Origin of the sequence: Vibrio jasicida CAIM 1864 = LMG 25398, from assembly GCF_000400365.1 — a bacterium.
GTDB lineage: Bacteria > Pseudomonadota > Gammaproteobacteria > Enterobacterales > Vibrionaceae > Vibrio > Vibrio jasicida.
The window spans coordinates 96325-109122 of the sequence record NZ_BAOG01000008.1; the positions used below are offsets into that span (position 1 = coordinate 96325).

The following is a 12798-nucleotide window of genomic DNA, read 5'->3' on the forward strand; positions in this document are numbered from 1 at the left end:
TCCTAAGGAATCTCATGGCCAAGGGTTTTCTCGAACAATCCATACCAATGGCTGCGTGATAGCGTGACGTTCTCTACTTGAGCACAAGCGCGAATACGCTGTGGGTTTGCGGTACCAATAACAGGCTGTATTTGATTTGGATGACGCGTCAAGAAGGCTAAAACAATCGCCTCGGACGACACGCCATATTCAGCTGCTAGCGCCATCACCATCTCCGCCGTCTGTCTGGTGTTGTGATCATCAGAATGTAAGCCACGCTCTGAGAATCTTCCCTGCGCCATACTGCCCCACGCTTGCAGTTGGATATTGTGCTTACGGGCATGTTCCAGTGTTCCTGCAACGTAATCAGATGCCGACGAAGGAAGCCCCATGCCTTGCTTGATGAAGTCAGACTTAGCCAGACTCATTTCTAACTGGTTTGCCACAATAACTTCGCCCGTTGCTTGTTGGAGAAGATCAATTTGAGCACTGTTCATATTAGAGACACCGAAGTGGTTAACTTTGCCAGCTTGTTTCAGGGCTTGTAACGCTGTGCCAAGTTCTTCAAACTCAACCAAAGGATCAGGACGATGCAGCATCAAAACATCAAGATTCTCCACGCCAAGGCGCTCAAGAATGCCCTCAACAGAAGCCGTCACCCATTTAGCAGAGAAGTCATACTGCTTAACACCTTGCTCATCTCCTAGACGGATGCCGCACTTGGATTGCAGATAAATTCGTTCTCGTAACGTTGAGTCATTGGCTAAGATGCGCCCAAATACTTCTTCTGCCTTACCGAATTTGTAGATATCCGCATGATCAAAGAGATTAATGCCTACCTCTAATGCTGCCTCTACAGCGGCATAAGCTTGGTTTTCATCTTGGGCGGTTAATGGGTTGCGATTCCACTCCCCTCCAAGCCCCATGCAGCCGAAGACCAAGCGGCTAACGTTAGGTAAGGTTTTGGCGAGCGGTAGTGTTGGATTGTTCATCGTTGTTCTCACTTTTCCGATTTCTGCATTTTCAATTTCTGAAATTAACTCGAACCATCTTACCGTTCGTAAAAATTAGTTTAATACCGTAAAATCGAATTCATTATCCTCGTTAGCGAACAATCGAGATGACAGATTACAAAAGAATTGAAAAACTGATGCTGTTTGCCGAAGTGGCTCAAACACTCAACTTTTCTAGGGCAGCGGAGCAACTTGGCATTTCTAAAAGTTACCTGTCAGAACAAATCAAGCGATTGGAATCGGAACTCGCCACGCCTTTGATTGTTCGAACCACACGCAGCGTGAGATTGACGGCAGAGGGTGAGTCGATCTTTGCACAAGCAGAAGATCTCAAACGCCGCGTAATGGAAATGGAAAAGAGTCTAAGTCAGCAATCTGAGCAAATAGACGGCCTGATTCGGCTTACCGCTCCCAAGATGTTTGCTGAAGCGGTACTGCATGATTTATGTGTGGCGTTTCGCGCTCTACATCCAAACGTAGAGTTCGAGATCCTTTCTAGCTATCAAGCGTTTAATCTGACGGAAACCAGCGTCGACTTTGCGTTTCGAGCGACAAGAACCCCGCCCGAGAATATGATTGCGCATCACCTTTTGGACTACTACCACTGGCTGGTTACTTCTCCTGAGTATCTGCGAGAAAAAGGCACGCCGGAGACGTTAGCGGATTTAAAACAGCATCAATGCTTAACCACATTGCATCAAAAAGAATGGCCTTTAAGAACGGGAACGGTTCAAACCCAAGGTTGGCTTTCTAGCAATGAAAACCGCTTACTCAAAGAATCAGCTCTGTCTGGCAATGGCATCGCTCGATTAGCAAGTTACTTTGTCGAGCAAGACGTTGAAAATGGCCGACTAGTGCAGGTTCTATCTGAAGAAACTGACCACCAGCACAACGCGGTTTACTTGGTGTATCCGCAACTCATCTATCAATCGGCGAAAACCAAAGCCTTCATTGAATTCGTGAAGCAGCACTTTGCTAAATAACTAAGGCAGTTAATCCGCTGACCACACCGAGCGAATATCTGGCCAACCCCAGTTGGTTAAAGCCACGTCTTCTAACACACCTTGGAAGCGCAAAGTTTGCGTATGGTGGAACATAGGTGCAATCCAGTATTCGCTGACGAGTGTGGAAGCAATAGGTTCAAGCGCTCTGAGGTAACCTTCTAGCGAGGTATACGCGCGCACTTTCTCTAGTTGCTCATCCAACCAAGTCGCATTCTCTTCACCCAAGGTGTGGTGCAACACGGTATTGCTAAAAAAGTTGGTAAACGCCGATGCATGGCGGTTGTCATCCAAGTTGATGTTCGTCACCACCAAGGTTTCATCTAGCGTGCCGTTTTTGGCTTTTTCGCTTAGCTCTCGGTAGGAATACATCACAATGCCGACTTTGCTTCCTGTCCCTTCAAGTAGGTTAGCAATTGCACGCGCACATCGTCTCAATGCCGTGTAGTTGTACCCCGCGATGGTGATATGTTTAGGCAGTTTGCTTTCTTCACCAAACGGTCTTAGTACGGGCTTCCACGTTGGCAACATGTTGTAAGCAGGTACGCTGCCAAACACGATCTTTTCTTTGCGCATCACATCGGCAAGTCGCTCCGGTTGAATCAACTCGGCGATATAACGACGCTGCGCTTGAGACAGAGGATACTTGGCATGTTGATTAAACAAGGCGAACAAGCAGCCGTCCTCGGTGCGACTGTGCTGACTCGCCGGGGCAGGCTCGGCATCTTGTGTCGACATGTAGTGCCCGCACATGCTGTCGGCAAGCTCGTCGTCCGCTTTCTCGATCTGTTTCGGCGGTATATTTGCGGCTAGGGATGGGTTCTCCATTTTCTCATCATTGACGATCCAGATTGTCACCATGTCGGTCAGTACTCGACAGGCGTAATAGCCATCAAAAGCTTGCAGTTTTAATCGATGAGCACTGTGTTCAATCACAGAGAAAGGACCACTGCCAACGACCAAATTGTTATTGGCGACGTTCACTTGGCTAACGGGTTGGATGCCGTACTTCACGCCAGAAATAAGCCCAGCAAAACCCAAATCTGGCTTGCTGAGGGTAAACACAACCTTGAGTGGATTTGGCGCGGTAATGTTATCGACATGAGCTAACTCTTTCTCATACAACTCAAGAGAACTGAGTTTGGCAAACAGGCTAACAACGGTATCGGCATCAATCGGTGCACCATTGTGAAAGGTTAAGCCCGGGCGCAGGTAAAAGGTCCATTCGTAGCTTTTCTCGTCATAACGCCAATGATGAGCAAGCTCTGGCTTCACCACTCCGTTGTAGTCACTCGATACCAAACAACAGTAGATTTGACGCAAGAAGAAGCGCTCACTGCTGCGATGCAGTTGATGAGGAACAATACGCTCAAACACACGTTTGTAGGTAAGCTGAATGTTGAGTCGACCTTCTTGAACAGATGCCCCCGAAGTCGTTTTGAGCAAACGTCCAAATGCCGCTTCATCTTCATCGAGAATCGCCAACGCTTTTTCGTATTTACCCAGCTTGATTCGCTCCAGTGCGAGGCTTTCTTTTAATGCACTCAACTCGATGTTCAGCAATAACGTTGAACGTTGATTTCGTCCCGCCTTTGGTAGCCAACTCAACCATGCTTGCTCCTGCATTTGCGACAGTAAGCTGCGTGCATGGCGAGGAGAAGTGAACAGCAAGTCAGCGACTTCCTGCAATGTGGTTTTGGCTTCACTTCCCACGCCAAATGGTGTGAGTCGTTGGTAGTAGCGGAACAAGTTGAGATCAGACACCGCGCGCCCTCAAAAAGTGGATATAGGTTTATTTTACTCAACTTATTCGAGAGAAAATAAGAAAACTTCCAAACACTTTGTTCCCCTTTTTACCCTCACTAATGCAAAAATCGGTGAGTTAGCGCACCTTCTGGGGCTAACTAGGAATAAACCACAGAAATCTACTCTCTTTTTCAGCTCCTCTTTTCTTCGCATACTGACCCTGTCAGCAACAAGGAGGAAACACTATGCGATTCCAAATTCGATCAGCAAAAGACATGCCTACAATGGCAACCTATTTCCGAGAGCGCGTTGCGCATTCAGACAACAAGCTTGAGGTAATGGCTCTGGTAACAATGAACGATTTCTTCAACTGGTAAACGAACCTTAAGCAGAACTTAGCTCCTGATACTACACCCCCACTTCGTTGTATCTTTAAGTTCTGCTTTTCTTTTTCCTCAAGCCAATGACCTAGCTTTGCAATTAAACCCCGCAAATTATTCATACTTGCCTTGCGTTTTTACTTAGTTTCGATTCTGTAGTTGCATCCTTAGCTCTTCAGGCGTAAAATTTATCGCAATTCGACGATTAACTATTAAGGCCAGCGAATGAGTGATAAGTGCAACGACACGTGCGAAGTTGTTTTTCAGACAACACAACAACAGCTCGAGAAAGAACAAACTCTAGCAGCACAAGCAAAAGCTTTGTCACATCCAGCACGTTTGCGCATTCTGCATATCCTGCACACGCTCGATACCATGGGCGGTTGTTTGAACAGTGATTTGGTTTCTGAACTGGGTCTTGCGCAATCTACTGTTTCCGAGCACTTGCGTATTCTAAAGCAAGCTGGCTTTATCAGCGCCGAGCCAAACCCACCTAAGGTGTGTTACCGCATTCAACGCGACGCGTTTGATCAGTTCAATCTAGGATTTTCCAAGTTATTTGATTAATTCCCTTTGCACGCTGGTCAGGCGTGCAGAGATAAACTATACCTTTAACTATCGCCTTTCGACGATAAACGAATAAAGAGACCACTATGACTACTCAAGTTTTAAATAGTGCCAGCGACAAAATGAGCTTCTTGGACCGTTACCTAACGGTGTGGATTTTTGTTGCAATGGCAATCGGTGTAGGTATTGGCGCTGCTTTTCCGCAGGTTGCTGAATGGAATGAATCAATGTCAGTGGGCAGCACAAACATCCCACTAGCGATTGGTTTGATTTTAATGATGTACCCGCCTCTGGCAAAAGTAAATTACAACCTATTAGGTACCGTCACTAAAGACAGAAAAGCGATCACGCTGTCTTTGGTCATGAACTGGATTGTCGGCCCTATTTTGATGTTCATCCTTGCATTGACTTTCCTAGGTGATCATCCGGGTTACATGGTTGGTATCATTCTGATCGGTCTTGCTCGTTGTATTGCGATGGTATTGGTATGGAACGATATCGGTGGCGGTAACAAAGAATACGGCGCAGCCCTAGTTGCACTAAACAGCGCTTTCCAAATCGTGACTTACAGTGTGATGGCATGGTTGTTCATCACTGTATTGCCACCAGTCTTTGGTTACGAAGGTTTCGTGGTTGATATCTCGATGATGGACATCGCGGAAAGCGTTCTTATTTACCTTGGTATTCCATTCCTAGCGGGCTTCCTGAGCCGCAAATGGCTGGTTGCTGCGAAAGGTGAGCAATGGTACAACGACGTGTTCATCCCACGCATTTCACCAATTACGCTTATCGCCCTGCTTGCGACCATCGTACTGATGTTCAGCTTGAAAGGTGAGATGATTCTTGAACTGCCAATGGATGTATTCCGTGTAGCAATTCCACTGGCTATCTACTTTGTGTTGATGTTCTTTGTCAGCTTCTTCGTTGGTAAGAAAATGGGCATCGACTACGACAAAAACGCATCGATTGCTTTCACGGCAACAGGCAACAACTTTGAATTGGCAATTGCGGTTTCTATCGCGGTGTTTGGCCTAAATTCAGACCAAGCTTTTGCTGGTGTCATTGGTCCACTGATCGAAGTGCCTGTATTGATTGCTTTGGTGAACGTCGCGCTCAAAATGAAAAAGAAATACTACAAATAACCAAAGGTTATAGTGACTTGAAAGCGCCCGTCGTTAAAGCGACGGGCGCTTTTTGTTTTCCATGCTAGGCATGATGAGATCAACAAAATCCAATTTGCTAACCCAAAGTTTTGAACAATGTTTTAAATTAGAAATTCATATAGGAGTTTGAGTAATGAATTTAGAATATAAAAAACTGAAGTGGCATGCTGTTCTCAAGCTTTCACAACAGACGATTAAGTGTCTAGAAGAGGAAGACAGCACAACTTTGACCGATGTCGACAAAGTGCGCGCGAACGTTCATGCAGCAGAACTACTGCAACAACTCTTGTCCGATCTTGCGATTGCGGATTCTAAGTCTTCGAGCACATTAAGCTCAGTAAAACGCGCTTAGTTTTATTCAGGACACATTAATTGACGACCACCGTTTTGATGTAATCACTCGGTGTTAGGCCGAATTTACCTTTAAAACGCTGGCTAAAACGCCCCTCGGATTGATAGCCGCAAGACTGAGCCAACAGCGCGACGTTGTAATGGCCATTCTGCATCAAATACAAGGCATGATTTAAGCGTACTTCCGCCAGCACTTCCCGATACTGAGTGCCTTCTTGCTTGAGCTTGCGAATCATGGTCGCACGGCTCATGGCAAAACGTTCAGCCACCAACTCTAATAGGTGTTCCTCTCCCGGAGAATGCGACAAATAACGGCTCAGCTTCTGGCTGAATGTTGTGTTCGCACTCGCAAACAAGTGATGCAACACACCACGCTCAGCAAGTTGTTGATACAACCCCATTACCCAGAAGGTTTGGGTCTCTTTGCTCATGGTTTGTTGGTCAAACGAGAACAAAGCATTGAGCGTGTCTTCCAAGGCTTTATCGGCTGCTAATGTCGGCTTTTCTTCACCACCGTCAATGCTTACACTCAGTTCAAGCATTGCTTCTGACGGCAAACAATGAAAGCTGAACATTCTAGAGAGAAACTTACCTTTTTGCGGTAAGTTCTCAAAACTCAGCGATGCGGAAGCCTCACAAAGCAGCAACTCAGAATGGGAAAGATCCAGCGCCGATTCTTTCCAGAAAAGACGCTTACTGCCCGTGATGATCTGAATGATACTTGGGGAATGGATCTTCACATTACGCAGTTTCTGTAACTGCTCGGCACGAAACAACGTGACTCGATATTGATGGCTCATCTATTCCCCTCGTTTTCTATCATCTACCCATTACGGCTTAACGTGTGTACGTCGCCGTAAGTTTTGCTTTGTCTAGTGCCATGCTGTTAAGGGTAAAACCAACCACAGCAGCCGGCGTGTTTTCATCTAGATTTAGTTTCTCTGTTGGCAATGCCCAAACCGTAAATTGGTAGCGGTGCATGCCGTCTGCTTCTGGTGGGCAAACGCCACCAAAACCAACTGTTCCGTAGTCAATACGCGACTCTTTACCGCCCAATTTTTCAATGTTCACTGCGCGTGGCAGTTCGCTAACTGAAGCTGGAATATTAAACGCAACCCAGTGCCAGAAACCACTGCCAGTAGGTGCATCAGGGTCATAAGCCGTGATTGCAAAGCTCTTAGTTCCTGCCGGCGCATCCTTCCACATCAATTGTGGAGATTGGTTGCCACCATTACAGCCCCAGCTGTTGTATTCGAAGGTCTTCGCCATAGGATGACCTTCTTGGATGTCTTTACTGGTTAACTCAAATGCTTGAGCTGAACCCACTGCCAATAAGCTTAACGCCAAAACCGATGTAGTGATTGCTTTCATGATGATGCTCCTATTTCTTAAGTTCGGGATAAGTGTATGCCCCAAAAGAAACAGCAACCCATCATTAAGTATCAAAAGCGTTCATTTTAAGCCAATCGGTGATACTTTTCGTGATATTTTTAAATTTGCGCTTATCAGCGACTTATTTGGTTTATGCTGATTAGCCCAAAAGCAAACAAGGAAGCGTAAATGGAACTGGATATCTACGTGGTGGACGCCTTCACCGATACGCAATTCAAAGGCAACTCTGCAGCAGTGGTACCGTTAGAGGAATGGCTTGCTCCAGAGTTGATGCAAAATATCGCGGCAGAAAACAACTTGTCGGAAACAGCCTTTCTAAAATCCATTGGCACAAACCAATATGAGATTCGTTGGTTCTCTCCGATTACTGAAATCGACTTTTGTGGACACGCCACACTGGCCTCGTCGTTAGTGCTGTTTGATGAGCTTGGCATTAGTGGCACGATTGAGTTTCATACTCTGGAAGTAGGAACCCTCACCGTAGAGAAGAATGCGCAAGGTAAGATTGAAATGACGTTCCCTGCTCGTCCTCCAAAAGCCGTTTCTGATATTCCCTCGGCATTAATTGAAGGCTTAAGTTGCGATGTGGAACACGTACTGCTTAGCCCCCAAGCTTACTTCGTGGTGGTCGACAGCCAGCAGGAGGTAATTGAGGTTCAGTACCTTTCTGAGCACCTCAAGACACTCGCTCCTCACGATGTGGTCGTTACTGCGAAAGGCAATCAACAAGACTTTGTATCACGTTACTTTTGGCCTGCAAATGGTGGTGACGAAGACCCGGTAACCGGCTCGATTCACGCTGGATTAGCACCATTCTGGGCAGAAGAATTAGGCAAAACATCACTGGTTGCTTATCAAGCTTCTCAGCGTGGAGGCATTTTGCACTGTGAAGTTACTGGCAAACAAGTAAGAGTATCTGGCGACGGCGTGCTTTACATGAAAGGTAAGATTTTTGTATAGCCCTTTAGCTTGTCTTTAGCATTAGCCAATAGAACAAAGCCCGGCGTTATTGAGCTATATAACGCTGGGCTTGATGGTTTAAGTAGAGAGATGTCGAACTACTGGAACTTCTCACCCGCAGCAGCAACAAACGCCATTTCTACCAACAGTTCAGGGTTCGCCAATTCAACTTTGACGCAAGCACGGCTTGGTGCACAGCCTTCAGGGAACCACGCATCCCATACTTCGTTAAGGGCATCGAAGTTAGCAAAATCCGTCACGTAAATCGTCACAGATAGAATGCGCGACTTGTCGCTATCAACACTGGCTAGCATTTGCTCGGCTTGGTCGAAAATCTGTTGTACTTGCCCTTTCATATCCGCAGTAGTGTCAGCTTCTGCCACCTCAACAAAGTTGGCAATACCGTTGAACACCGTTACATCAGACCAACGTTTGCATGGATTAATACGATGAATTGTCATGTTATTTCTCTTAATTACGACTTCTCAACCAAACACACAGGCGCACCGATGTCGCATGAGTATCCGGTTGGAGTGATAACGCCAGTTTCCTGATTCCTATGAAAGCTAGCGACATTATGTGAATGTTGATTAGCAACGAGCATCCACTGCCCGTCACGGGATAAAACGAAATCTCTTGGAAACGCACCGCCACAATCGGACGCGGCAATTTGAACCGGAATATCACTCGTTACATCAAATGTACTGATCAGATTTTGCGCACGGCATGAGACATAGACAAAGCGCTCATCCGCAGAGAGACGAATAGCAGACGCCGCTTCTTTGTTCTCTTCATCGGCTAGCAGTTTAACTTGCTGAGTCAGATTCCACTGCCCGCTTTGCTTACGGAGTACCACCAGCGTTTCAGACAATTCGCAAACAACGTACGCGACAGACTCATCACGAGTGAAGACCAAATGACGAGGCCCAGAACCAGCAGGCACAGCGATACTTTGAGAAAGTGAAAACTTAACTGTCTCACCATAATTGTCGTAGTCATAGAGATGAACACAGTCTGTACCTAAATCGACCGCAGCCAATTGAGCGGAGTGTTTTAGAAAAGTGACTTGGTGGGCGTGAGGCGAAGTTTGACGGTCAATATTCGGTCCATTGCCTTCTACATACAATTCTGCAATAGATTTCAAAGGTTTACCTTGCTCATCAAGTTGGTAAACACTTACATTGCCGGAACCGTAGTTTGCAACAGCGAGTAGCTGTTCTTTAATGTCGATATGGCAAGGGTAGTCACCTTCAATTGGCAATCCATAGCTGTCTGTTTTTTCAGCAAATATCAGCTCTGCACCTTCCAAGCGATTGACTTCATTAAAGGTATATAAACCCTCTCCTTTGAGCGCAAGGTAAGAAGGGTTACGAACCGTTTTCACCGCTTCTGGAACATGTTCATTGGTGAGCGTTAATGCGCCAGTAGCAGTATCGAGAGAAACACACACAATGCCCTGACTTTGGCTTGGTGAATCGGTATAGGTGCCTACATAAAAATGTAAGTGACCATTTACTATCATGGGAAACCTTTAGGAGATAAAAGAGTGCTTAACCGATAAGATGCCGCCTGCGTTACCAGACGGCAATCCCTTTTAGTTATCAATCGGTTAAAGTGTGAAGCAACTGCTCGGTTGGTACTACGATGGCGACAATCGTTTCATCAAAAATAATCGCATTTTCATTGATGATGCGTTGATACGCTTCAGCGTCAGATTGGCTAATGTCACTGCCCTGCTTGGCGAGCTCAATCAAGGTTAAACCTAAATCGGCAACTTTGATTGCGGCTTCTGCAACTGGCACCGTTTCTACCGACGCCACGTTGGCCGCGAAAATAGGTTTGGCTTGCTGCGCCGCTAACTTAACGCTTTGATAATGCATCGCTAACGCATCCAACGCGGTTTTATCACCTAGAGCATAAGCTGCGACCAAATCTTTCATCTCGTACACTGCTAGGCTTTCTACTGGCAATGCATCCGCAAAGCGGTTTAGTCGCTCATACTGATTGTATAAATCACCTTCAATTGGCGTAGAGATCCATTTCTCCCAATGACGAGCGTAATATTGAGCCGGCTCGATGTACTTCGCTAACGTTTGTAGCGGCGTTTCGCCCGCACCATTGGCAAGACGTTTTAGCATCATATTGGCATCGGCGTGATGGCGTAGACCAAGCGAGATCTCAGACCATGTATCCATCACCTTCATGCGCTTGTACATGCTGCGCTCATCGGTCAGGTCTTGGCTCGACCATAGGCGCTCAGCAATCGCGTAGCTTCTGGGCCATAAACGTTGCTCGATGGTCATTGAATCGAGGTTCTCACCCCAAATGGTGATTTCTCCACCTAAAATTAACTGTTGTTCTTTCTCGGTCAGTTCAGCCGGATAGCCGCCATTCGGCTTAGGAATGACACTCCCTGCCATGTCGCTGCTCGCGACCAATTCTCCAGTCGCAGGCCAACGAACATTGCCAATCAATTGGTAACTGGTGTCTTTCAACTTGCCATCCGCGAAGTCATAGTTGAATTCGGTGTAAGACATAAAGTTATCGAAGTGCCCTTTAAACTTCACACCCGGCACGTACTCGATGATGAACACCTCTTCGCGAGACTTACCGTTGTAATCGGTAAACGCACGGTAGCTACCGTCTGTCGCTTCTATAATGGTTAGATTACCTGTACGTGGACCACCTTTGTTGCGTGGTTTCACCCAGTCATAAGTCGCGAATTTCTCACCTTGATGAAGTTGATCATCAACCGTGATTCCTTTCGGCATTGGATCATTGCGGTAGTGGTAACTGGTTGGTTGTGGCTGGTCTAGGTAATAGCCTGTTGAGAGAATACCTTGGTAGCCCTCTTTTGCTGCTCTACCGATACTGTCGTGCCCTTGCCAACTTTGAATCACAATCGAGGTTGGAAGGTCTTTGTGCCAGATTTCATCCCAACCTGTCATCTTCTTGCCACGTGCTTCCAGCATCTGTTCAACCTTGGTGTTCAGATACGATTGCAGACCACGCTCTCCATCCAGATTGTTGTCTTTGATGAATTTCTGAATCTTCGGGTTGTCTTTCCACTGTTGGTAATTTGGTTCATCCCCGCCGATATGGAAGTACTCATCTGGGAAGAGCTCAACCACTTCGTCAAACACGCTCGCCAGCATCTTGTAGAGTTCAGGATTGGTCGGGTCCATTAACGGCTCAAACACACCCCAGCCACGTTGGTGCGGATAAGATTGCTCACCCATACCAGACATTAATTCAGGGTAAGCGTGCGCCACTGCCGAAGCATGTCCCGGCAAAGAAATTTCAGGGATAACTCGAATGCCAAGGTTGCGCGCGTAATTCACCACATGGCGGATTTCATCTTTGGTGTAGTAATCACCATCTGCGGTGTCTTGCCAAAGCTTTTGGTAGTTATCGAGCTGGATACGAATCGCTTGGTCATCCCAAATATGCCAATGGAAGACGTTCATTTTTGCTGATGCCATCGCATCGAGTTGACGAAGAATCACATCGAGTTCGATAAAATGACGGGATGTATCGTAAGAAACACCGCGCCAAGGAAAACGTGGCTCATCTTGAATCGACACAGCAGGCACAAAGTACCCAGTTGCATCCGTAGTCACTAGCTGCAAGAAGGTTTCTAAACCATGGAAAGCACCGTAAGGGCGTTCGGAACGAATGATGATTTGTCCATTACGTGATTCAAGTTGGTACGATTCATCACTGTGAATGTCTTGCACCTCGGACTTAGGCGCATTACGAATATCAATCACCAGAGTCGCGTCTTTTTCCGACTCAGCATGCCAGTTCAACATTGGTAAGCCGGTTTGGCGATATAGACGATCCATGGTGCGCTTAGCATTGAACTGCACGCGCGGGGAATCGTAGCCTTTGATGTAAATGCTGAAGGATTTATCCAGTGTGATTTTACCCTGCCCCAACTCTACATTTTGTGGGTAAGGCATTAGGTTAAGATCGGTGTTGGGAGTCATCGCCATCGCTGCCGTTGGAATTGTGCTTAAGCCTGAAATGAGTAGTGCTAATGTACCTTTGTTCATCCGCGCCATCCTATTGTTACTAGGGTCTGTTGATCTTTCGCGGTTAAATTTTGTTCGAGATAAAATCGTTTTAGGCGCGGCAAGGAGTGTGCCGCCTAGTCATTCTAAGCAAATACTCCTTAACAAAGCATAAAACGATTTTAGCCGAACCCTTTGGGCAGCGTTTGTTGGTCATTTCTACTGCGTTATCG

13 protein-coding genes are annotated in these 12798 nt (G+C 46.5%); 6 read left to right on the forward strand and 7 right to left on the reverse strand.

Annotated elements, in window-relative coordinates:
- Positions 1-2 precede the first annotated feature (2 nt).
- The gene (locus tag VJL_RS02640) at positions 3-971 is read right to left on the reverse strand and encodes an aldo/keto reductase (RefSeq protein ID WP_038875484.1); all 969 of its coding nucleotides are present in this window, start codon (positions 969-971) and stop codon (positions 3-5) included.
- Positions 972-1099: 128 nt separating this feature from the next.
- Between VJL_RS02640 and VJL_RS02645 the strand changes: the two genes are divergently transcribed.
- Entirely contained in the window at positions 1100-1975 is an 876-nt protein-coding gene (locus VJL_RS02645; protein ID WP_038875487.1) for a LysR family transcriptional regulator, read from the forward strand.
- 9 nt (positions 1976-1984) lie between these two features.
- Here VJL_RS02645 and VJL_RS02650 read toward each other — a convergent pair whose 3' ends face one another.
- Positions 1985-3757, reverse strand: coding sequence for an SgrR family transcriptional regulator (locus tag VJL_RS02650; RefSeq protein ID WP_038875490.1), 1773 nt, complete (start codon positions 3755-3757; stop codon positions 1985-1987).
- Positions 3758-3984: 227 nt separating this feature from the next.
- Here VJL_RS02650 and VJL_RS30185 point away from each other — a divergent pair, with 227 nt between their 5' ends.
- The 4 genes from VJL_RS30185 (at position 3985) to VJL_RS02665 (ending at position 6201) form a co-directional block, all read left to right on the forward strand.
- On the forward strand, positions 3985-4116 hold the full coding sequence (locus tag VJL_RS30185) for a hypothetical protein (protein ID WP_009706196.1): 132 nt from the start codon (positions 3985-3987) through the stop codon (positions 4114-4116).
- A 228-nt stretch (positions 4117-4344) separates the two neighbouring features.
- Complete coding sequence (locus VJL_RS02655) at positions 4345-4686, forward strand: ArsR/SmtB family transcription factor (protein WP_009706198.1); 342 nt, start codon at positions 4345-4347, stop codon at positions 4684-4686.
- A gap of 86 nt (positions 4687-4772) precedes the next feature.
- Positions 4773-5828 (forward strand): ACR3 family arsenite efflux transporter, encoded by a 1056-nt coding sequence (gene arsB / locus VJL_RS02660; protein WP_038875493.1) that lies wholly within the window; start codon positions 4773-4775, stop codon positions 5826-5828.
- Positions 5829-5982: 154 nt separating this feature from the next.
- The gene (locus VJL_RS02665; protein WP_038875496.1) at positions 5983-6201 is read left to right on the forward strand and encodes a hypothetical protein; all 219 of its coding nucleotides are present in this window, start codon (positions 5983-5985) and stop codon (positions 6199-6201) included.
- A gap of 16 nt (positions 6202-6217) precedes the next feature.
- Here VJL_RS02665 and VJL_RS02670 read toward each other — a convergent pair whose 3' ends face one another.
- Both VJL_RS02670 and VJL_RS02675 read right to left on the reverse strand, forming a co-directional pair.
- Positions 6218-7000: a helix-turn-helix transcriptional regulator gene (locus tag VJL_RS02670; RefSeq protein ID WP_038875498.1), complete on the reverse strand. Its 783-nt coding sequence runs from the start codon at positions 6998-7000 to the stop codon at positions 6218-6220.
- A 37-nt stretch (positions 7001-7037) separates the two neighbouring features.
- Positions 7038-7571: a YbhB/YbcL family Raf kinase inhibitor-like protein gene (locus tag VJL_RS02675; protein WP_005435484.1), complete on the reverse strand. Its 534-nt coding sequence runs from the start codon at positions 7569-7571 to the stop codon at positions 7038-7040.
- Positions 7572-7760: 189 nt separating this feature from the next.
- On the opposite strand from VJL_RS02675, the gene VJL_RS02680 reads away from it, so the two are divergent.
- A complete protein-coding gene (locus VJL_RS02680) occupies positions 7761-8552 on the forward strand; it encodes a PhzF family phenazine biosynthesis protein (protein ID WP_038875500.1) in 792 nt (263 codons plus the stop codon).
- Positions 8553-8650: 98 nt separating this feature from the next.
- On the opposite strand, the gene VJL_RS02685 is transcribed toward VJL_RS02680, so the two are convergent.
- The 3 genes from VJL_RS02685 to VJL_RS02695 form a co-directional block, all read right to left on the reverse strand.
- Positions 8651-9013, reverse strand: a complete 363-nt coding sequence (locus VJL_RS02685) for a RidA family protein (protein WP_005534602.1) — start codon at positions 9011-9013, stop codon at positions 8651-8653.
- 14 nt (positions 9014-9027) lie between these two features.
- Positions 9028-10074, reverse strand: a complete 1047-nt coding sequence (locus VJL_RS02690; RefSeq protein ID WP_038875503.1) for a lactonase family protein — start codon at positions 10072-10074, stop codon at positions 9028-9030.
- Between the two features lie 79 nt (positions 10075-10153).
- Entirely contained in the window at positions 10154-12607 is a 2454-nt protein-coding gene (locus tag VJL_RS02695; protein WP_038875505.1) for a beta-N-acetylhexosaminidase, read from the reverse strand.
- Positions 12608-12798 lie beyond the last annotated feature (191 nt).

What these genes read in the sequence shown, in the direction of transcription:
- VJL_RS02640 (WP_038875484.1), bottom strand. Translation starts at nt 971, where the DNA reads ATGAACAATCCAACACTACCGCTCGCCAAAACCTTACCTAACGTTAGC.
- VJL_RS02645 (WP_038875487.1), top strand. Translation starts at nt 1,100, where the DNA reads ATGACAGATTACAAAAGAATTGAAAAACTGATGCTGTTTGCCGAAGTG.
- VJL_RS30185 (WP_009706196.1), top strand. Translation starts at nt 3,985, where the DNA reads ATGCGATTCCAAATTCGATCAGCAAAAGACATGCCTACAATGGCAACC.
- VJL_RS02655 (WP_009706198.1), top strand. Translation starts at nt 4,345, where the DNA reads ATGAGTGATAAGTGCAACGACACGTGCGAAGTTGTTTTTCAGACAACA.
- arsB (WP_038875493.1), top strand. Translation starts at nt 4,773, where the DNA reads ATGACTACTCAAGTTTTAAATAGTGCCAGCGACAAAATGAGCTTCTTG.
- VJL_RS02665 (WP_038875496.1), top strand. Translation starts at nt 5,983, where the DNA reads ATGAATTTAGAATATAAAAAACTGAAGTGGCATGCTGTTCTCAAGCTT.
- VJL_RS02670 (WP_038875498.1), bottom strand. Translation starts at nt 7,000, where the DNA reads ATGAGCCATCAATATCGAGTCACGTTGTTTCGTGCCGAGCAGTTACAG.
- VJL_RS02675 (WP_005435484.1), bottom strand. Translation starts at nt 7,571, where the DNA reads ATGAAAGCAATCACTACATCGGTTTTGGCGTTAAGCTTATTGGCAGTG.
- VJL_RS02680 (WP_038875500.1), top strand. Translation starts at nt 7,761, where the DNA reads ATGGAACTGGATATCTACGTGGTGGACGCCTTCACCGATACGCAATTC.
- VJL_RS02685 (WP_005534602.1), bottom strand. Translation starts at nt 9,013, where the DNA reads ATGACAATTCATCGTATTAATCCATGCAAACGTTGGTCTGATGTAACG.
- VJL_RS02690 (WP_038875503.1), bottom strand. Translation starts at nt 10,074, where the DNA reads ATGATAGTAAATGGTCACTTACATTTTTATGTAGGCACCTATACCGAT.
- VJL_RS02695 (WP_038875505.1), bottom strand. Translation starts at nt 12,607, where the DNA reads ATGAACAAAGGTACATTAGCACTACTCATTTCAGGCTTAAGCACAATT.